Here is a 19,742-nt window from a genome sequence, read left to right on the forward strand (position 1 = left end):
TAAAAATCTAATGATGAAAGGCGTTTTATTGCTAATGCCAATTTATTAAGGTAACATAAATTTTATGTTAATAAGGGTAAAATGTTCAAATATAAAGACTGTACTTTAAATCGTGTGGGAAATTTTTCACTGTCACCTAAGTAGATAGACGATATTTTTGCCCAAGTTAACTTCAAAAGAAGCAACGATTATCGTCAGGAAACTAAAATTGTGGGGATAGAAGGAGGAAGTATTAGTCGTGAAAGATTTTAAACATGACACAAAACAAACGAATTACCGGTCATGGAAGTCGGGGAAACACTGGATTTATGCGAGCGTAGTTTTAGCCGCCGTAGTAGGTGGTGTAGCACTAGAAGCAACAGGGGTTACACCTAAGGTATTGTCTTATATCCAAAAAAGTTTCGGTAGTGAGGTTGTAGAGGCGATAGCTAATACACCAGGCATCTTGGCACGAGGTGAAGTACTTCAACCAGATTTTTATGCCAGTGTCGGAGATTTTACCGTTCCTGCGACAGTCGGGACAGACTTTTCTAATAATGCCCAAATTGAAGTGACCGGTTCTATCAAGCCGAAGTTCGTTGGCCCTGTCTTCCAGATTCCTTCTGGTAAAGAATCAAATGCCATCGCTGCATTTAACCAGCCGTTGGATCCAGCTAAGGATTTCTCTATCTCAGGTGAGGTAACTGTCCCTGATGCTCGTATTGCCGCAGCAGGACTTTATGTTTCAGATGTACCATCAAACGAAGTTATTAACAAGCTGGGTACTATAAGCTTAAATGAAGCTGGTTCATCTGGTGCCCTTAGATGGGAACTTGGTGGTAGTAGTTCATATTACACTGGACATTATATGATTTTTTCTGGATTTCATAATGTCGTAGGTTACGCAGCGACGTTAGCCAGTGGTACGGACTATAGCCGGGTTTCTGGAAATGGAATTGCAGCAGTAGGTCCTTCTAAATATGCGGATTGTGACTTTGTCCTTCTAAATACGACTGAGAAGAATAGGACTAATATTAAAATCCAAGTTACTGTCAATTATAACGCAGCATCTGGTATCCTTAAAGTAACTTATAAGCATAATTCAGGTACTGCTGATATCGGTATCGGTCAATACTATCAACAATGGCTAAAAGATAAAAATAGTAAATCCGCAACAGTTGAGTATAAAATTGACAAATCTGCGCCAGTTTACTTAGGAATTGTTGGTAACGGAAATGACTCAGGAAGTGGTGCCTCTAAAAAGACAAGTAACACAACTGTAAATTCTGTAACCGGAACTTATCTTACAGCAGAACGTGCCGTACACTTCAGAGATGATGCAGGCAATCAACTGGCTGCGTCATCTAAAGTCTTAATGCCTCGCGGTGGCCGCTTAGGAATTGGTAATGAGGATACGACGACACCTTACTACTATGATAAACCTGATATGCCTCAAGGTTATACTTATCAAGCAAGTCAAAACCCAAGCGTAGGTGGAGATAAAGAAGTAGTCGTAACTTATCAACGCGACGTACAAACAGGTTTTGTTGAACTGACCAATAAATTAACTGGTCAAAAAATGGATCCAAACGAAAATGTTGCAATCAAAAGTGTGACTAAACAGAACTTATCTGTCAATGTACCAGGGGTTTCAGGGTATTACTACCTCAATGAAATCACAGGAGATGCTAAGAATCCGACTTATGATGGAGATGGGTCAACTGTCGACTTTGACATGACCATGGATGATACCGCAAACGGTACAAATACAACCGATAGTCAAGAACAAGTCGTTGGTACTTACATGATGCCATCTGTTCAAGAGCGTATCTTAAACATTACGAAGCCAGATGGCACAATGTCGACTGAGAAACAAGTGTCGAAAACAGACACAGACTTTGCTGCGATTGAGGGCGAGTATGCAATTCCAGGATATCGTGTCATTGTTGATGGTGTACCAGTTACTGATGCTCAAGCACCACAAGGTATTCCAGGTGAAGCAACCGATAAAACAAATAACTTAAAAGCTACAACAGATAGTGCACCTCAGGTTCATACGATTACTTATCAAGCTGAGCCACAAAAAGCAAAAATTGTCTATCAAGATTTGACTACTGGTAAAGAACTTCATACTGATGAGGTTGATGGCTTGTCGAATGATGCAATCAATAATTACGAGACTGCTTCTAAAATTGCAGACTATCAATCTAAAGGCTTTGTTCTTAAATCCAATACCTTCACAGATGGTTCTGAACATTTTGATGCTGATACGACAACTGACCAAAGTTATGTAGTGGGATTGGTCCACGATTCAAAAAATAATCTAGAATCAAAAGACATCACACATAAAGTTGCTTATACGATTAAAAATGGCTTTGTAACAGCCCCTCAAGACTATGAGACAAAGTCTAATATTACTTATAATCATTTTATTGATAAGCATACTGGGGATGTGATTACTGCTGATTTTGATAAATATGCACTAGATGGAGATATCAATCAAAATCCAAAAGCGCATAAATATGAGTCAAGTCATTCAGATGCCAAGGTAGCGCATGATGGTAAAGTTGAGTTTAAGTCACCAGAAGTTCCTAATATCAAAGGCTATACTGCCAACCTAACTGAAAATACAACTATTCATTATAGTAAAGCTAAAGATGGCGAAGTATTAGAGAGTAGCGTTGAATATGCGATTGATGAGACTATCAACATTACCTTACCAACGGATACTTTCTTCTACAACACAAGAACAGATGCTATGATCAAGGCTTCTAGCTATACGATTACCAATGATTCAGGACTTCCTGTCAAAATAAGTATTGATGGTTTTGCTGCTGAATTAAGTAATTCAACCTTGCCATCAGACTTTGCATTAAATCTTAATGTGAGTGGTAATAAAGTCACTACGCCAAGTGCAAAACTGATTGAGAACGGCTTGATTAAAGTGTCAAATAGTGAGTTAATCACACTAGCCAACTGTCTTGACCAATATAGTGCTACTGATGCAGCAATCACAAGTGGTTCACCTGTTAATAATGCTGCTGAATTTACTTATGGTGGGGCTGCAAAAGCATCAAAAACTTTGAAGTTGGGCTACACGTTAAGTCTAAAATTTGAAGATGTTAAATTTTAAACATAATAATTAATTCATTAGTTACTTGAAACCAATTAAATAAGAAAATGATTGATATTTGAAGTGAAGAAATAGGGCTACAGTGAAGTTTTGCGTCTATAGCTTGCAAAGCGATATCCCTCTTTCGAAATTGCGATGATTCTACTTGACTGTAGCCCTATTTCTTCACTTCAGTTCTTGAAATTTTTAATGATATTGGCAGTAGCGGAATGAATTGAAGAAAAATATAAAGACAATAGGAGTTAGCTATGAAACACGAAGCACCTCAAGAAGAGAAAAAGAGTAAGAAAAAAAGATTACTTATCTTATTACTTTGTCTTTTATTAGTTGCAGGTAGCTATGGGGTTTATCATTTCTTTTTGAATAAACCCAAAGAAAATGTATCAGTCATTAGTGGAGATTTTTTACCCAAAAATAAAGATGCCAAAAAAATGTCTGATAAAGAAATTGCTAAATTTGCCCAAAAAAAGGCTGATGCCAGTCAATTCAACATGATGATTGGATCAAAAGCTGAAATTGACGGTCAGTCTCAAAAAGGCAAACTTAATATAAAGAATCCCCAGACAAATGTCTATCCGGTCAATGTTGTTATTACTGACGATCAAACTGGAGCTGTCATCTATACGTCTGGTGCGATTGAGCCAGGAGAGGAGGTGAGTAATGTCCAGCTAGAGAAGAAATTAGAAAAAGGTACCTATCGAGCAACAGCCCGCTTTAGTTTATATGATTCAAAAACAAAAGCTAAGAAAGGCGAGGTTGCTGCAGCGGTCAATATTATTGTCAGCTAACACAAGGTTGTTAGTCTATCACTTATTATTTATATATTAATGGAGAATATCATGAAAAAATTACTATCTACTTTACTCGTTTCAACTGCTGTATTTGCAGGCGCACAAGCTGTATCAGCTGATCAAAACATCATTGCAGAAACTGACGCTGATATCACTGTCAACGGTACATTGGGTGCTGACAATACAGATCCAGGAGCTACTATTCCCGAAGGAGATAAAGATTGGATTAACGTAACACTTCCTACTGAAACAATCTTCTATAACAAAACAAACGATGCTGCTATCAAAGCACCAACATACGATATCACTAACAATTCAGGTCGTCCAGTGACAATCTCTGTTGCAGGTTTCACTGCTGATTCAGCTAACCCAGCATTGCCAGCTGACTTTGATTTGAACCTTGATTTAACTGGTAACGCAGCAGTTTCACCAAGTACTAAATTGGTTTCAGCAGGCGCACTTCAAGCACCAGCTACTGAATTGATTACATTGGCAAACAACGTTGACCAATACGCAGCTGCAGATACAGCATCAGCAGCAGGTGCAGCAGTTAACAACAAAGCTAGCTTCACATACAGTGGTACAGCGACAGCATCTAAATCTGTAAAAGTTGCTTATACTTTGAGCCTTAAATTCGAAGCTGTTAAATTTTAATGAATGATTTCTAAATCATCAAAGGAGGAGATTTCATGACAAATGAAATAGCCGTCTTAGGTCAATTAGGGCTAGAGGAACCACAAGTTGATCGGCCAGATTTACCTCAAACAAGTGATGAACCACCTCACTATATAGTCCAAGAGCAAGTCCCACCCCAAAACTCAGGTTTTTTACCACACACAGGTGATTTGCAACAAATTGGCTTATTGATGATAGGGTTATTTTGTCTGAGCTTGTTCCTTGTCTTTAAATCTAGAGAAAATTCTAGTGTAAATGCTGAGGTATAGATATTTTTTTAACCTCTACTCTTTACTGACCAGGATAGAATATCCAAGTAAAGAACTTTTCTCCAGTAATGGAGAAAAGTTCTTTTTGGTTTTTTGGGGAAATAATCTACAAAATATGATCAACGATTTCGTTTCGATAAAGAATTAACTTCTAAAGGTTGGGACAAAAGTCCTCAAGAAAAGACTATGAGCAATCTTCAATATTAATTGAAAGTGGCCTTAGTCTATTTCCGTGTAGCTTTTTTGATACATTGTAAAACAGCATAACGAATTTCGTGAGAAACAAAGCGAAATTGGTTAAAAAATCGTTTCTATATTGATAATCTAATCAAAAGATAGGGGGCATTAAAAAATATGAAACCCGAGATTGAAAAAAAGAAAGTCTGAGATGAGAAAACGCGGTTAAAATAATAACAAGCATTAGCTAGCAACCCATATTTTAGGAGGATTTGACGATGTCAGAAAAGAGAACACGATTTCAAGCCGTTTTGGATGGCGAAGCAGTTGACCGGATTCCAACCGGTTTTTGGTACCATTTTTTCGAAGATGAGTTGGTTGAGGCCACCAGTCAAGCTGATTTAATCGCTGATAATGTGACGGGCCATCAAAAATTTATCTTAAATTTTGAGCCAGATTTTATTAAACTCATGAGTGATGGCTATTTCCACTATCCTAATGCTGCCAACTGGCGCACGTCAACTGATGATGAACTCTTAGCGGTCACATCAATCGGTAAGGATTATGTTTGGCTTACTGAACAAGTTGCACTCGTTAAATCTCAACACGCCCAGTTCAGCGAAGATATTTTTTCTTTTTATAATATCTTTGCACCCGCTACCTATCTCAAATTTGCCTTGGGCGGTGATGACCAGCTCGTTAACTTTGTCAATGGTCACAGTAAACAGGCCATCCAGCATATTTTTGATATCGTAAGTCAAGATATCGCAGACTTAGCAGTAGCGGTGATCAAGCAAGGTAGTGCAGATGGCATCTATTATAGTACGCAGAACATCCAAAGTACATCTGATCAAACGATTTTCAATCAATGGGTCAAACCAAGTGATCTCACCGTTTTGAAGGCTGCTAAAGCAGCTGGTGGGACAAACGTTTTACATATCTGTGGTTATGAAGGTGCTAGCAACCGTTTGACTGATTTCTCGGATTATCCCGCAGATATTGTCAATTGGGCAACAGCAGTTGAAGGTGTTACTTTATCACAAGGTCGATCGATATTCCCAAATCAAGTGTTATTAGGTGGTTTTGGTAATACGACAAAAGATGTCCTTTACCAAGGGACAATAGATGATATCGCTGCAGCGACACAAGCTATCATCACTGCCTTTGGTGATGATACCCGCTTTTTGATTGGTGCAGATTGCACCGTCCCACGGGATATCGACTTAAAACATCTGGAAGCAGCACGAAAAGCAGCTGTTAAACAACCTATTACCGTATAAACTTAACATCAATTAAAGGGAGATCGTCTATGAGTCAATTCTATAAAAATAAAAAAGTCTTAATCGGTGCAGCAGTTGTAATTGCAGCCGGTGCCATTGTTGCTGTTAGAACAACGCAGAGTAAAAAAATACCGACGACTGGTGCTAAAGCAAAAGTCGAGAAAGTCTTACAAGTCGCGCACACGCAAAGTTACAAACCCTACGATTTTGTCAATGATAAAGGAGAATCAGACGGGTTTGAAGTCCAAGTTTTAAAGGCAGTGGATAAAAAACTACCGGATTACAAATTCAACTATAACCCCACTAGTGATGAAGATTTGCTGATTGGCCTAGAGTCTGGCAAATATGATATTGGGACTAAGGGAGCTTGGAAAACACCAGAACGTGAGCAGAAGTTTATCATTCCTCAAGAAAAAATCGCGGCATCAGTTATCGGTTTGACTTACCGGACAGCGGACAAAGCCAAATATAGCAACTTAGAAGACTTTGCTAAACAGAACGGCAAGCTGATTCCGATTAGCCCACAAAACGCCCAATATAAGGTCATCGAAGACTTTAACGCTGCCCATCCTAAGACGCCAATCAAATTAGATGCAGCCGATCAATTTACGATTAGTGATGCCTACGCTTGGTTGTTAGAAAACCGTTATGACGGATTCTTTGACATTAAACTGAGCTTTGATAATTCAGTGCTCGCTGCTGATGGTCCATATCACGACTATGCCAACAAGCTGTCTTATGTGCCCTATAAAGGGATTCCGACTTATCCGATCATTCATAAAAATGCGACAAATGAAGCATTTGCGAAAGCCTATGATCAAGCGATAAAAGAACTCGAAGCTGATGGGACGTTGACAAAACTGTCTAAGAAGTATTTCGGTGAGGATGTCTTTTCTTACATAAAGGACTAAGTCACTCATGAGGTGAGGTAAACACTATGATTCCATTTCATTTGGAGCGCGTCTGGTCAGTTTTGCCGGATATTCTCTCAAAATTTCCTAAAACTTTAGAGATCGTTGTTTTGACTGCCTTTTTAGGATCCATATTAGGATTGATCCTTGCTAAATGGCATTTACAAACTGGGAGCGTCAAGCACACTATAGCTCGTCACTACATCTCAGCCATGCGCTGTACACCACCGATTGTTCTGATCTTTTTGGTCTTCTATGCTTTTCCTAAACTGATCGAGGCTATCTTTTTGATCGATATCAACGGTTGGTCAAAGTCTGTATTTGTCATTAGTGCACTAGTCCTCTTGTTTTCGGCTAATATCGCTGTGACTTTTGAAGCAGCCTACTTGGCAATTCCAAAGGGACAGACTGAAGCGGGCTTAGTGAGCGGTTTATCTGAGACCAGAACTTTCTTCAGAATCATTTTGCCTCAGGCTCTAGTTGTGGCACTACCCAATATTGCCAATAATTTATTGACCTTGCTCAAAGAAGGGTCGCTAGCTTATATGATCGGTTATGTCGATATCATGGGACAGGCGCAAAACATCATTTCCAGAAATCTAGGTAATTTTGGCTTAGAAACTTATGTAGCAGTTACCTTAGTTTACTGGACAATCGCACTTGTGATTGAAGGTGGGAGTCTCCAGTTAGAAAAAAGGCTCAGCCGACATAAAGGACAAAGATTGGAGGGACAAACTTAATGGCTATAGATTATTTAATTGCAACCTTTTTTGAAAGCTTGAAAGGCGTACCAATAACACTTTTTATCACGTTTTTTGCCTTGATTGCTGCCCTACCTTTAGGTTTATTGTTTGCCATTGCACGGCAAAAAAAAATCCCTGTCCTCAGTCAATTGGCGAGACTTTACACTTTGATCATTCGAGGGACACCGCTAATTCTTTTGATTCTACTTTTTTACAGCTTTGTTCCAAGTTTCCTCAATACTTTTTTCAAAGCACATGATATCGGCATTGATATCTTTAAAGTCAATCCTTTATTTTACGCGTGTACTGTCTTTTTACTGGTTGCTATTGCAGCAGTCGCTGAGATTTTTCGCTCGGCCTTACTCGCCATTGACGGTGGACAGTTTGAGGCGGGCAAGGTGGCTAATCTGTCAACTTTTCATATTTATGCGCGGATTATTTTACCCCAAGCTTTAGTTTCGAGTTTGCCGAATTTGTGTAATTTAGCAATTACACTAGTCAAAGGAACGTCGCTTGTTTTTGTCATGACCGTGAAAGATATCACCGCCATTGCAAAAATTCAAGCCAGTTATGGCTATAATTATGCCGAAAGCTATCTGGTGATCTTCGCCATCTACATTTTGATATGTACTGGGATTCAGCTCGTTTTCAAAAAGCTAGCCGCCTTTTTTGCCCTAGACAGACGCATGGTACCCAAGCAAGTAGAAAAGTTACGCGTTGAGAAGGTCGCGCTAGAGAAAGGAGTTTTGTATGCTGAACATCCGTAAGTTGCACAAGCAATTTGGTAGTCATGAAGTTTTGAGAGGGATTGATTTGACGGTCAACCAAGGTGACGTGGTTGTGATTTTAGGCCCTTCGGGATCGGGGAAGACGACGCTTTTGCGTAGTATCAATTTTTTAGAGCCAGCGGATTCGGGCACAATTGAGCTAGACGGTAAGGCGATTGAGATTGCTAAGGCGACAAAGCAGGATGTCCGATCGATTCGTAAGCATACTGGATTTGTGTTTCAAAACTATAATTTGTTTGCTAACAAAACTGCTGAACAAAATATTACCGAAGGCTTGATTTATGGTCTTGGTCTCTCTAAGAATGAAGCCAGTGTCATTGCCCAAGAAGTTTTGGGAAAGGTTGGCTTGCGTGAGTTTGCCCATCACTATCCTAGCCAACTCTCAGGTGGTCAGCAGCAACGTGTTGGTATTGCCCGCTCTATTGCAGCCGAGCCAAAAGTACTCCTCTTTGATGAGCCGACCAGCGCGCTCGATCCAGAGCTTGTTGGTGATGTACTGGCTATCATGAAGTCGCTGGCTAAAGCAGGCAAGACCATGGTTGTTGTCACACATGAAATGGGATTTGCTAGAGAAGTAGCAAGTGAAGTCGTTTTTATGGACGGTGGGGTGATTGTTGAACAAGGCCGCCCTGAGGAAATTTTCGAGTTTCCAAAAGAAGAACGCACGCAACAATTTTTGGCCAGAATAATTGGAGGAGCAGTATCATGAGTCAAGATTTTCAAGGTAAAAATGTCCTGGTTACAGGTGGATCACGGGGAATCGGCTTTGCCATAGCCAGTCGCTTTGCGAACAAAGGCGCTAAAGTAGTGATCACAGCTACTCGAGAGGAAACTTTGACTCAGGCATTGTCACAGTTTTCAGATGATGAGGGACAAACGGTCAAAGGCCTAATATTGGATCTGGCTGATTTAACCGATGCTTCAGATTTATTCACGCAAACTAGCAATCTGTTAGAGGGCGAGACGGTCGATATTTTGGTCAACAACGCTGGCATCTCGGCAGCAGCCAGTCTGTCAGAGATTAACTTGACTGATATTCACCGTGTCTTTCAAGTCAACTTAATTGCGCCTATCTTATTATCACAAGCCTTCGCTAGCCAATTTGTCCCCAAACAGGATACATTTGGCAGTATCATTAACATCAGCTCCATTGCCTCAAAGTTTGATGAAGACCGTAATCTCATCTATGGTGTTAGCAAGGCCGGGCTTAACAAGGCCACGAAAAATTTAGCAAAAAGTCTCGGTAAACAAGGCATACGGGTCAATGCGATTTTACCCGGCAGCATCGATACCGATATGACACGAGAAAAGTATAGTGATCCGGATGTTTATCAAGCCTTGGTAGACCGTTTACCCTTATCTAAACGTGGCACAGGAGATGATATTGCCCAACAAGCTGTCTTTTTGGCTAGTCCTGAAGCAGGTTATATCACAGGTCAACTGATTTCTGTTGATGGTGGCTGGCTGCTACAGTAGTCGTGGAAATTAAACATAAAAGAATAGATTAGTGCTCAGCATTTAGTTAGAGTCTAGCAGGAAAACACTATCTTGGCAGCATCAAACAGCATACAAAAAACAGATTAGCTCTAGCGTGGGCTAATCTGTTTTTATGTGGACACCTTATTTTTTACTCGAACTATTAGATGCCTCGCTTGATTTTTCAGTATCAAGTTCAGGGTGCAGTTCTTTGAAAGTCTCAGTTTTCCATAGGTTTTTAGTTGACTTGTCACCATTTTTAGAAAAGATAGAGGTCGATTTATCTCCAAGTTTTTTCTCGATGGCCTTAGCCTTCTGCAGCCCCTTGACATAAGAATAGTCATTGGGATCAATTGTTTTTAAGCCATCACTAGGCCAGAAACGAATTAAATCCCCTGTTGTAATGGCATCAGAAATCTTCAATAACTCTTCAGTTTTCTTATTATTGGTATCAATTTCATTTTTGGTATTGGGATCGGGATTGGTGATTTCTTCACCCGTCTCCGTCTTATAGATGCGACCAGAATAATTGGTCAATGTCGGAGAAACCCAGTTGTCAGTTGCTCGCATAGCGAGTAAGTTTCGATGGTCAGGACTCAGTAAATCTTGACCAAGTTCAGGATACTTGCTACTATCAATACCTAGCAGATGTAACAAGGTTGGCAGATTGTCAATCTCGCCACCGTAGGTGTGATTGACATGACCTTGATCCATACCTGGTACAACAATCATGTATGGTACGCGTTGGAGCATCGCGTTATCATAGTTGGACCAAGTTTCTTTCTCTTTACCTAACAATTCAGCCAGGTCAGGATTGCGAGAGTTTGAAATCCCGTAGTGATCACCATATAGCACAATAACTGAGTTCTTATAAACATCAGAAGCTTTTAGATAATCAAAGAATTCTTTAACAGCAGAGTCTAGGTAGTTAGCAGTTGCAAAATAACCATTGATGGTTTCATCTTTAGTCTTAGCCAATGGGAAACCAGATTCATCACCGTCAAATTGGACGTAAGGATAATGATTGGATACTGTGATAAATTTCGTGTAGAACGGCTGCTGTAAATGTTCTAGGTAATTGATGGAATCACCAAACATGTATTTGTCATGTAGACCGTACTGGAAAGAATTTGATTTATCGACATCAAAGTATGTCTGATCGAAGAAGTAATTATAACCTAAGCGTTTATAAGTTTCATTTCTATTCCAGAAGGAACCGACATTGCCATGGAAAACGGCAGAGGTGTAGCCGCCAACCTGTCCTAAAATGTCAGGTGCTGCTTGGAAGGTATTTTTGCCACCATTGCTGACGAAGAATGAACCCTGATTTAAACCAAAGTAAGAGTTTTCCATGAGGGTTTCAGCATCGGAAGTCTTACCGGCTTTGACTTGGTGGAAAAAGTTATCAAAAGCAAAGGTTTCTTTTGAACTGAAAAGAGAATTGAGAAACGGTGTGACTTCGTAATCTTTTTCGACCTTGGTTTCAGGGTCGGTGACTTTGAGTTTGTAGTTGATTAAAAACTGCTGGAAACTTTCCAGATGGATGTAGATGACGTTTCGGCCTTTGGCAATGCCGAAAGTCTCAGGATTTGGTTTGGCGTAGTTGTCGGTGATGAATTTTTTGACTTCGTCGACATCAGTCGCCTTGGCTTCCTTGCGAACTTGGTTAGTTTTGTAGGTGTTGACCCCATCATAAACTGTAAATGGTACAAGTCCGAGGTAGCGGACGACGTAAGTGTTAGAGAAACCACGGCTCAAGAGCTCAGGCCGATCAATCTCAGCCATGAAGAGGTTGACTGTAAAGGCTAGAATCGACAGCGAAGTGATCGCGAAGCTAGCGCGTTTATTGAATGCTCTTTGGTCAAAACGGATGACTTTACGCCACATCAGGATGCCGATTAAAACGAAGTCAGCGATAAAGACTAGGTCCCCGAGATTGAACAGGTTAAGAGCAGATTCACCTAGACCAGCTGAAACTTTACCTGTTGCTAACATCGTATTAATGGTGATAAAATCTGTGAATTCACCAAAATAGGTTGAGTTAGCAAACAGTAATGCAGTCAAAGCGATATAGATGACCATGGATAGAATATAGTAAAGCTTGGTATTTTTAGCATAAAGCGCAAGACCAATCAGTAACAGTGAGCTAGAGATGGGGTTGAGAATTGCTAATAAAATTTGAAAGGAGTTATCAAAGTCCAAATCAAATTTAAAAAAGTATGCAAATAAAGTCTTAAGCCAAAATAAAATGACTAAAAACGCTGTAAATCCAAGCCGTGTCGAAACGATGTTTGAAAATTTCTTTAACAAGTTAGTAGTTTCCTTTTAGTAGCCAGTCGCAGAAGTCAAAACTTGAGTGACTGACAAAATTTTCCCTAAAATATCTTCTTTCATTTTACGCTTTTTTAGTCTTTTTCGCAAATTTTGATGTGTGTGTGTTGAAATTTCATGAAAAAATTAGGATATCTCATAAACCAAACCACCATTTGTATATCTGGATATCCCGTAAAACATAGCAATAAAGGAAAATTTTGTGTATAATTTAGAGTAATGACTAAATTAACGATAAACAAATATGCTGCTAAAAAAATTGTCCAAGGGATTGCTGTGTTAGATGCGCGTGATTTTCCGGGGAATACCTACTCAGAAGGCTTTGCTGAACTCTATTTTGATCATCAACTGCTTAGCCAGGCTTATTTTTCACGTCAAAATAAAGGAATTGGTTGGGCAGTGAAATCAATTGACTTTATCCAACTTTTGACAGATGCCAAAAACAAACGCCAGTCCTATGCACAAGATACGGCGACGACAGCCTATCGCGTCTTTAATCAGGATGGTGATGGCTTTGGTGGTATGAGCATTGATATCTATGAGGATTATGCCCTATTTAGTTGGTATAACGCCTTTATTTATACCTTAAAAAATGAAATTTTAACAGCTTTTCAAATCGTCTTTCCAGAAATTTTGGGCGCTTATGAAAAGGTTCGATTTGAGAGCAAATTGCCAATCTCAAGCCATATTTACGGCAAAATGGCACCAGAAAAATTCATCATTTTGGAAAACGGCGTCAAGTACCAAGTCTTCCTAAACGACGGTCTCATGACTGGTATTTTTCTAGACCAGCATGAAGTGCGAGGTACTTTACTCGAACACCTAGCAGCCGGCAAGGATATTTTAAATTTGTTTTCTTATACCGCGGCCTTTTCAGTTGCTGCGGCCATGGGTGGTGCCAAGTCAACCACCTCAGTCGATCTGGCTAAACGCTCACGGGAGCTATCTGAAGCTCATTTTAAAGTCAACGGCCTAGCACTTGATGCCCACAAATTTCATATCATGGACGTCTTTGAATACGCCAAGTACGCTGCTAGAAAAAAACTAAGCTTCGACCTGATCGTTATCGATCCACCAAGTTTTGCCCGTAATAAAAAAATGACCTTCTCAGTCGCCAAGGATTATCACCAGCTCATCGCAGATGCGTTACCAATTTTGAATCGTCACGGTAAAATTATCGCCTCGACAAATCACGCTAGACTCAGTCGTGCAGACTTTTTGGATGAACTAAAAAAAGGCTTTGGCACTCAGAAATTTGACGTGATTGAAGCATTTGATTTACCAGCAGACTTTGCGACCAATCCTTCTGATCCTCAGTCTGACTACCTTAAAGTCTTCGTATTGGAGGTTAAGTAACGCATGAAAATAGTTGTGCCGATCATGCCCAAAAGTTTGGCTGAAATCGCTGAACTTGATACTATCCAATACGCTGCTGCTGATTTGATCGAATGGCGAGCAGACTTTATGCCAATGGCTGATTTAGAACAAGCAGCGCGTGACGTCAAGGCTCAGTTCCCGAAGCAAGAGATTATCTTCACCTATCGGACAGAAGATAAAGCAGAAACTATTATATCAGCCGAGGATTATGCTACTTTAGTGCAACAGTTTTCGACAGTATTTACTTATATCGATGTTGAAATTTTAAAGTTTTCTGCAATAACATTACCAGACAATGCCCTTGTGTCTTATCATGATTTCACGCAAATTCCTCTAAATCTGCCAGACATTTTATCCAAAATGGCAGCTTCAGGAGCCAAAATTGTCAAATTTGCAGGTATGCCACAAAAGCAATCAGATGTCCTAAGGTTGATGACTGAAACCTTACGATTTTCTGAAGCACATCCGAACTTGACTTTAGTGACCATGGCCATGGGTGAACTTGGGAAAATGACTCGAGTAGCAAGCGATAGTTTTGGCAGTAGTTGGACCTTTGCATCGATGGGCGCGACCAGTGCGCCTGGTCAGTTGAGCCTTGAGGACGTGGTTAAGATTCGCGAGATATTTCAATAGAAAAAAGGTTTGATACAGGGTATCAGACCTTTTAGTATTTTTTCAAATAAATTTTATCGACTTTGTGGCGTTTATCCTTGTGCAAAATGACTTCGGCACGACTTCGTGTGGGCTCAATAAATTCTCGTAAGTTGACGAGATTAACTTTTTTCCAAGTATCGCGTGCCATTTTTAGCACCTCGTCACTGGATAGGGTTGTAAATTGATGATAATAGTTGTTGCTATCTTTTTTGGCAAGCTCTAATAGTGTTTTAAAGCGTTCAAGATACCAGCGCTCAATGTTGGCTTCTGTTGCATCAACATAGATTGAAAAATCAAAGAAATCATTGATATACAGGCGTTTGTTGAGAGTGCTTTGAAAGACGTTAATTCCTTCAACAATCAAAATATCCGGTGACTTGACCAAGGTTTTTTCGGGTAAAATATCATAGATTTCATGCGAATAAACAGGAATTTCAACATCTTTCCCAGACTTAATCTCAGATAGAAAGCGAATTAAACTTTCCATATCATAGGACTCAGGAAATCCTTTTCGATGAAGAATATTCTGCTCAGTTAAGATTTGGTTGGGGTATAAAAAGCCATCAGTTGTCACAAGTCCCACAGTTGATGATTTAAAAGTCCGTGATAAAAGGAGCTGTAACAAACGTGCTGTCGTTGATTTGCCAACGGCAACGGAACCTGAGATCCCGATGATAAAGGGTTGGCTATCCGCAATTTTTTGGAGAAATAGGCCTTTCGAAAAGCTGAGATCATTCATCGTTTTTTTGTAGATGCGAATGAGTTGAACCAAAGGGAGATAGACATCATTGACATCTTGGACGCTGATTTCGTCATTGATTGACTTGATGTTGTCAAGCTCAGCTTCGGTCAATGTTGGCAGCGTTTTTTTATAGAGATTTTGCCAGATATGGCGTGTGATTTTTTCATAATTAATCAGTTCAGTTTCCATAGAAATAATTTTACCACAATCCGATTTGATTTACCAGAATACGCTTACAAATCTATGAAACTAGCATTTTGACAGGGTAAAAAAGATAATCAATGCTACTATTGGATGGTTACGCTTACCAAGTTAATAGAATGAATATGAATAAATTTTCAATTTTAAAACATCTGATCTGGAGCTAACACCAGAAAAGTCTCTATAATACACCATGTCAAAATCCCATAAAATCTCTGTCCTATGTTAAAATAAAGGATAGGAATAAATACGAAAAGAGGACAAAAAATGAAAGTAGCAGTGTTTGGTGATTCAATTTCAGCGAAAATTGACATGAAAACCTGGACAGAAGACTTTTTAAATCGGATGGGATTTCCTGGAGAAGTTGACTTGTTTGCCGTACCTGGTGAAGATACTTCTGATGCCTTAAAACGCTTAGAACAAGTCGTTGCAGCGCATGCTGATTATAACTATATTTTCTTTGGTGCTAACGATGCTGCTGAACACCATGCAGTGTCAGTGGAAGATTTTACCACTAACCTGACAACTTTTGTCACAGCACTAGGTGCTGACAAAACATCAATTTTAACACCGTCTTACGTCAATGAAGCTGCCATTGCCTCGACCCACGAGATGCCGGGGCGCAGTAATGCAAATGTTGCGCAGTATGTGGCAGCAGCTAAAGCAGTTGCGGCGCAAACGGGTGCTAAAATCGTCGACCTCAACCATGCCATGACTGTCTATCCGGGTTCTGACGAGTTTGTCGTCTCAGATGGCGTTCACTTTTCACAAGATGGTTACGAACTAGTCACATCGCTGATCGCAGTCGATCTCAAATCACGGGAGCTTGCCAAATCTCATGTCTGAAAAATTTCAAAAAATGTACTACGACGAAAATCCTGATGCCGCTCACGATCTTCACCAACTAGACGTCGTCTTGCTTGGTCAAAAAATGACCTTTACAACCGATGCCGGCGTCTTCAGCAAAAAAGCGATTGATTTCGGCAGTCAGGTCCTTTTAAATGCCGTTAATTTCCCTGAAAAGTCAACACTTTTAGACGTTGGCTGTGGTTACGGGCCCATGGGCTTGACTTTGGCAAAAGTACAGGGCGTTACCGCTACCTTGATTGATGTTAACTTACGGGCTTTAGCCTTAGCAGAGAAAAATGCACAAAAAAATGGTGTCGAAGCAAGCATCTTCCAGTCTAATCTCTATGCTAATGTATCGGGGACTTTTGATAATATCGTCTCGAATCCACCAATTCGCGCAGGAAAAGACGTGGTGCATGGCGTTATCTCAGGTGCCTATGACCATTTAAATGTAGCCGGCACACTGACCATCGTCATCCAAAAGAAACAAGGGGCACCGAGTGCTAAGAATAAAATGACAGAAGTTTTCGGTAATTGTGAGGTTATTACCAAGGAAAAAGGTTATTTTATTTTACAATCTTACAAAGTCTGAGTTTTTAATGAGTTAAAATATCATATGTTTCATGATAATTATTTCCAATTCTAATAAAAAGGTGCTACAATAATAGTTATGTTAAGTTTTTACATATATAACAAGTAGTGTTTTTATTTAGAAGGAAATCTCACATATGATTAAAGCAAGTTCAGTTAATCCGACATATGGTGGTCAATCAACTTTACAAACCATCGTGCTTATTGCTTCAATGTTTTTAGGCTATACGATGATTTATATTGATAAATTATCCATTAGTATCAGTTTAGTGCCCATGTCGAAAGATTTAGGCATCACACCATCTCAAAAAGGGATGATCATGAGTGCTTTTTTCTTGGGCTATGCCATCATGCAAGTGCCTATGGGCTTTCTCAACACTAAGATTGGCTCTAAGAAAATCATAACGGCTAGTATTTTTATCTTAGGCATTTTTGCGGCGCTCTTTAGTTTTGGGACCTCAGTTATTTATTTTGTACTGATTCGCTTCCTATCTGGTGCACTGGCTCACTCCGGCTATACGCAGAGTTGTAGTAAAGAAGTGCAAGCAAATGTCCCAGTTTCTCAGCGAACATTTGCCAATGGCATTTTACTGTCATCTTCTGGGATTGCTAGTATTTTAGGACCAATTTTTGTTTCACCAGCTGTTCAAAATCTTGGTTACAAACAAACTTACATCATCTTAACGGTCATTGCACTTGCCATCGGGCTGATCCTTATTACAGTTATCCCAAGTCCCAGAAAAGATGAGACCATAAGTCATGATAAAAAAGTGATGCATCAGGTATCACTAAGTAAAATCTTGTCTAACAAACTTGTCTGGCTCTTGCTTATCTGTGACTTCTTTGTAAATTCAGTTATGTATGGCGTGATTAATTGGGCGCCATCATTTTTAACAAGTGATGAAGTCGGATTTACCTTGACGCAGCAAGGAAAAATGACTTCCGTAGCAGGCGCATTCTTTCTGATTGGTGCACTTGGTGGAAGTTATATCGTCGGTAAGTTTTTTGCGGATAAAGAACGTGATGTGATTACCTTTTTTGCAATTTTAGGTTCTGTTGCGCTTTTTTCAGCCTTTCAGGTGCCACATGGTGGTGCCATTAATATGGTGCCAATGACCATTTGTTTTGCAATTGGTGATTTATCTTATGCCATCGCCTTTACAACCTTGTTGAGTTTACCTTTGAAACGCTTCAAACCTGAAGCGTTTGCGCCAAGTTATGCTTGTGTGGCCATGGGTGGTATTTCAGGTGGCTTCATCGCACCTTACTCAATTGGTTTTTTAGTTGAGAAAACAGGTGGCTATGCTAGTGTATTCACATCATTTTTAGTCGTTGGCTTACTTTTTGCCGTCGCAATTCGTTTCGTACCAAAGCATTATACACCAATCGAAGCAACACCTGTGATGACTGAAGCTGAGGAATTAATGCAGCAGGAACTCTAAGCAAGTTAAGATGATTCATGTTTAAAAATGAAGAGATCAACTAAGGACAACCTTAGCAATCTAATATAAAATTGAGACAGGCCCAACCTAATGGGCTAAATGGAGGAGAAAACAAATGACAACTGACGCTTTACTCGCACAAGTTCCTGTGCAAGATATCGTGACTTGGCGTCACTATCTGCACGCCCATCCAGAACTATCATTCAAAGAATTTAAAACGACAGAGTATCTGAGTTCTATCTTAGAAACATTCCCAAATCTGGAATTGCAACGTCCGACTGAAACAGGTGTTGTGGCAATCTTAAAAGGTGGTAAGCCAGGTAAAACGATCGCCTTACGTGCAGACATTGATGCATTGCCAATCCAAGAGGAGACAGATGTTGACTTCATTTCACAAAATGATGGCGTCATGCACGCATGTGGTCACGATACCCACATGTGGTCACGATACCCACATGTCTATCCTGTTGGGTGCAGTGAAGATGATCGCACCAATGCAGGCTGAGATTGCAGGGACGATTAAATTTTTATTCCAACCAGCGGAAGAATTACCACCCGGTGGCGCAGTTGAATTTGTTAAAGCTGGTGTCATGGATGATGTGGATCAAGTCTTTGGTTTGCACATTTTCCCAATGATACCGACAGGTGCAATTGGCTATAAATACGGAGCTTTGACTGCCTCTTCTGATTCTCTTAATTTGACGATCCATGGCGTTGGGGCACATGCGATGGCGCCTGAAACTTCAGTTGATGTTATTACTATTGGTGCTGAAATCATCTCAAACTGCAATAACATCATTGCACGACGAATTTCACCATTGGCTGCAGGCCTCATTTCTTGGGGGCAATTTTCAGCAGGTCATGCAAATAATGTCATCCCTGATACGGCAACGATCAAAGCCAGTATCCGGACACGAAATCCTGAAATTCGGACCCAAATGCGAGACATGGTTGAGCAAACGGTGAAAGGGATTTGTGAAGCATATGGTGCAACCTATGATTTTGATTTCATGTACGGTTATAGTTCAGTCGTGAATTCAACAGCTGAAATGGACGCTCTTCGCCAAAGTGCTGTCAAAGTTGTTGGCGAAACAGGAGTTTTTGAAGTCCCTGACATGATGGGTGGGGAAGATTTCTCAGCCTATACAGATGTCAAGCCTGGCTGTTTCTTTGCCCTAGGTGGTGGTGAAGCAAAAGATGGTTACGGTCACATCAACCATTCACCAGAATTTAAGGTGGCTGATGAGAGTCTGCCAGTTGGCACAGCTGTCTTCGTTCAATTAGTCAAAGATTTGATGGTAGATTAAATTAAAAACCAAAAATGTCACCTCAT

Annotated in this window: 19 protein-coding genes; 17 read left to right on the forward strand and 2 right to left on the reverse strand. The window is 40.1% G+C overall.

What is annotated here, in order from left to right; all coding sequences use genetic code 11:
* Positions 1–238: 238 nt before the first annotated feature.
* The 10 genes from LRA01S_RS06445 to LRA01S_RS06490 all read left to right on the forward strand — a co-directional run bounded on the left by LRA01S_RS06445 (position 239) and on the right by LRA01S_RS06490 (position 10,222).
* Positions 239–3,112 (forward strand): mucin-binding protein, encoded by a 2,874-nt coding sequence (locus LRA01S_RS06445; RefSeq protein WP_061774816.1) that lies wholly within the window; start codon positions 239–241, stop codon positions 3,110–3,112.
* A gap of 248 nt (positions 3,113–3,360) precedes the next feature.
* A complete protein-coding gene (locus tag LRA01S_RS06450; RefSeq protein ID WP_061774817.1) occupies positions 3,361–3,900 on the forward strand; it encodes a hypothetical protein in 540 nt (179 codons plus the stop codon).
* 51 nt (positions 3,901–3,951) lie between these two features.
* Positions 3,952–4,557 (forward strand): hypothetical protein, encoded by a 606-nt coding sequence (locus LRA01S_RS06455; RefSeq protein WP_061774818.1) that lies wholly within the window; start codon positions 3,952–3,954, stop codon positions 4,555–4,557.
* A 35-nt stretch (positions 4,558–4,592) separates the two neighbouring features.
* The gene (locus LRA01S_RS06460; RefSeq protein ID WP_061774819.1) at positions 4,593–4,847 is read left to right on the forward strand and encodes an LPXTG cell wall anchor domain-containing protein; all 255 of its coding nucleotides are present in this window, start codon (positions 4,593–4,595) and stop codon (positions 4,845–4,847) included.
* A 455-nt stretch (positions 4,848–5,302) separates the two neighbouring features.
* On the forward strand, positions 5,303–6,304 hold the full coding sequence (locus LRA01S_RS06465) for a uroporphyrinogen decarboxylase family protein (RefSeq protein WP_061774820.1): 1,002 nt from the start codon (positions 5,303–5,305) through the stop codon (positions 6,302–6,304).
* Positions 6,305–6,333: 29 nt separating this feature from the next.
* Positions 6,334–7,215 carry a transporter substrate-binding domain-containing protein gene (locus tag LRA01S_RS06470; RefSeq protein WP_061774821.1) on the forward strand — a complete coding sequence of 294 codons (882 nt, stop codon included), beginning with the start codon at positions 6,334–6,336 and terminating at the stop codon, positions 7,213–7,215.
* A gap of 26 nt (positions 7,216–7,241) precedes the next feature.
* Entirely contained in the window at positions 7,242–7,955 is a 714-nt protein-coding gene (locus LRA01S_RS06475; protein ID WP_061774822.1) for an amino acid ABC transporter permease, read from the forward strand.
* A complete protein-coding gene (locus tag LRA01S_RS06480) occupies positions 7,955–8,725 on the forward strand; it encodes an amino acid ABC transporter permease (RefSeq protein WP_061774823.1) in 771 nt (256 codons plus the stop codon). The genes LRA01S_RS06475 and LRA01S_RS06480 overlap by 1 nt, the downstream gene beginning before the upstream one ends.
* Positions 8,709–9,455 carry an amino acid ABC transporter ATP-binding protein gene (locus LRA01S_RS06485; protein ID WP_061774824.1) on the forward strand — a complete coding sequence of 249 codons (747 nt, stop codon included), beginning with the start codon at positions 8,709–8,711 and terminating at the stop codon, positions 9,453–9,455. Before LRA01S_RS06480 ends, LRA01S_RS06485 begins: the two co-directional genes overlap by 17 nt.
* A complete protein-coding gene (locus tag LRA01S_RS06490) occupies positions 9,452–10,222 on the forward strand; it encodes an SDR family NAD(P)-dependent oxidoreductase (RefSeq protein WP_061774825.1) in 771 nt (256 codons plus the stop codon). The genes LRA01S_RS06485 and LRA01S_RS06490 overlap by 4 nt, the downstream gene beginning before the upstream one ends.
* Positions 10,223–10,366: 144 nt before the next feature.
* On the opposite strand, the gene LRA01S_RS06495 is transcribed toward LRA01S_RS06490, so the two are convergent.
* Positions 10,367–12,532, reverse strand: a complete 2,166-nt coding sequence (locus LRA01S_RS06495; protein WP_061774826.1) for an LTA synthase family protein — start codon at positions 12,530–12,532, stop codon at positions 10,367–10,369.
* A 240-nt stretch (positions 12,533–12,772) separates the two neighbouring features.
* Here LRA01S_RS06495 and LRA01S_RS06500 point away from each other — a divergent pair, with 240 nt between their 5' ends.
* Both LRA01S_RS06500 and LRA01S_RS06505 read left to right on the forward strand, forming a co-directional pair.
* On the forward strand, positions 12,773–13,909 hold the full coding sequence (locus LRA01S_RS06500; protein ID WP_061774827.1) for a class I SAM-dependent rRNA methyltransferase: 1,137 nt from the start codon (positions 12,773–12,775) through the stop codon (positions 13,907–13,909).
* A 3-nt stretch (positions 13,910–13,912) separates the two neighbouring features.
* A complete protein-coding gene (locus LRA01S_RS06505) occupies positions 13,913–14,563 on the forward strand; it encodes a type I 3-dehydroquinate dehydratase (RefSeq protein ID WP_061774828.1) in 651 nt (216 codons plus the stop codon).
* A gap of 31 nt (positions 14,564–14,594) precedes the next feature.
* Here LRA01S_RS06505 and coaA read toward each other — a convergent pair whose 3' ends face one another.
* Positions 14,595–15,515, reverse strand: a complete 921-nt coding sequence (gene coaA, locus LRA01S_RS06510; protein ID WP_061774829.1) for a type I pantothenate kinase — start codon at positions 15,513–15,515, stop codon at positions 14,595–14,597.
* 279 nt (positions 15,516–15,794) lie between these two features.
* On the opposite strand from coaA, the gene LRA01S_RS06515 reads away from it, so the two are divergent.
* The 5 genes from LRA01S_RS06515 to LRA01S_RS06530 all read left to right on the forward strand — a co-directional run bounded on the left by LRA01S_RS06515 (position 15,795) and on the right by LRA01S_RS06530 (position 19,716).
* Positions 15,795–16,373, forward strand: coding sequence for a GDSL-type esterase/lipase family protein (locus LRA01S_RS06515; RefSeq protein ID WP_061774830.1), 579 nt, complete (start codon positions 15,795–15,797; stop codon positions 16,371–16,373).
* Positions 16,366–16,968, forward strand: a complete 603-nt coding sequence (locus LRA01S_RS06520) for a class I SAM-dependent methyltransferase (protein WP_061774831.1) — start codon at positions 16,366–16,368, stop codon at positions 16,966–16,968. The genes LRA01S_RS06515 and LRA01S_RS06520 overlap by 8 nt, the downstream gene beginning before the upstream one ends.
* A gap of 136 nt (positions 16,969–17,104) precedes the next feature.
* Complete coding sequence (locus LRA01S_RS06525) at positions 17,105–18,409, forward strand: MFS transporter (RefSeq protein WP_061774832.1); 1,305 nt, start codon at positions 17,105–17,107, stop codon at positions 18,407–18,409.
* Between the two features lie 115 nt (positions 18,410–18,524).
* A complete protein-coding gene (locus tag LRA01S_RS11380) occupies positions 18,525–18,914 on the forward strand; it encodes a M20/M25/M40 family metallo-hydrolase (protein WP_306301679.1) in 390 nt (129 codons plus the stop codon).
* Entirely contained in the window at positions 18,865–19,716 is an 852-nt protein-coding gene (locus LRA01S_RS06530) for a M20 metallopeptidase family protein (protein ID WP_306301680.1), read from the forward strand. Before LRA01S_RS11380 ends, LRA01S_RS06530 begins: the two co-directional genes overlap by 50 nt.
* The last annotated feature ends 26 nt before the right edge of the window (positions 19,717–19,742 follow it).

The organism is Pseudolactococcus raffinolactis NBRC 100932 (assembly GCF_001591765.1).
GTDB lineage: Bacteria > Bacillota > Bacilli > Lactobacillales > Streptococcaceae > Pseudolactococcus > Pseudolactococcus raffinolactis.

Excerpts from the sequence above, each read along its gene's own strand:
- LRA01S_RS11380 (WP_306301679.1), top strand. The coding sequence starts at position 18,525 with ATGACAACTGACGCTTTACTCGCACAAGTTCCTGTGCAAGATATCGTG.
- LRA01S_RS06460 (WP_061774819.1), top strand. The coding sequence starts at position 4,593 with ATGACAAATGAAATAGCCGTCTTAGGTCAATTAGGGCTAGAGGAACCA.
- LRA01S_RS06515 (WP_061774830.1), top strand. The coding sequence starts at position 15,795 with ATGAAAGTAGCAGTGTTTGGTGATTCAATTTCAGCGAAAATTGACATG.
- LRA01S_RS06505 (WP_061774828.1), top strand. The coding sequence starts at position 13,913 with ATGAAAATAGTTGTGCCGATCATGCCCAAAAGTTTGGCTGAAATCGCT.
- LRA01S_RS06530 (WP_306301680.1), top strand. The coding sequence starts at position 18,865 with ATGTCTATCCTGTTGGGTGCAGTGAAGATGATCGCACCAATGCAGGCT.
- LRA01S_RS06500 (WP_061774827.1), top strand. The coding sequence starts at position 12,773 with ATGACTAAATTAACGATAAACAAATATGCTGCTAAAAAAATTGTCCAA.
- LRA01S_RS06470 (WP_061774821.1), top strand. The coding sequence starts at position 6,334 with ATGAGTCAATTCTATAAAAATAAAAAAGTCTTAATCGGTGCAGCAGTT.
- coaA (WP_061774829.1), bottom strand. The coding sequence starts at position 15,515 with ATGGAAACTGAACTGATTAATTATGAAAAAATCACACGCCATATCTGG.
- LRA01S_RS06465 (WP_061774820.1), top strand. The coding sequence starts at position 5,303 with ATGTCAGAAAAGAGAACACGATTTCAAGCCGTTTTGGATGGCGAAGCA.
- LRA01S_RS06480 (WP_061774823.1), top strand. The coding sequence starts at position 7,955 with ATGGCTATAGATTATTTAATTGCAACCTTTTTTGAAAGCTTGAAAGGC.
- LRA01S_RS06525 (WP_061774832.1), top strand. The coding sequence starts at position 17,105 with ATGATTAAAGCAAGTTCAGTTAATCCGACATATGGTGGTCAATCAACT.
- LRA01S_RS06450 (WP_061774817.1), top strand. The coding sequence starts at position 3,361 with ATGAAACACGAAGCACCTCAAGAAGAGAAAAAGAGTAAGAAAAAAAGA.
- LRA01S_RS06520 (WP_061774831.1), top strand. The coding sequence starts at position 16,366 with ATGTCTGAAAAATTTCAAAAAATGTACTACGACGAAAATCCTGATGCC.
- LRA01S_RS06485 (WP_061774824.1), top strand. The coding sequence starts at position 8,709 with ATGCTGAACATCCGTAAGTTGCACAAGCAATTTGGTAGTCATGAAGTT.
- LRA01S_RS06455 (WP_061774818.1), top strand. The coding sequence starts at position 3,952 with ATGAAAAAATTACTATCTACTTTACTCGTTTCAACTGCTGTATTTGCA.
- LRA01S_RS06490 (WP_061774825.1), top strand. The coding sequence starts at position 9,452 with ATGAGTCAAGATTTTCAAGGTAAAAATGTCCTGGTTACAGGTGGATCA.
- LRA01S_RS06475 (WP_061774822.1), top strand. The coding sequence starts at position 7,242 with ATGATTCCATTTCATTTGGAGCGCGTCTGGTCAGTTTTGCCGGATATT.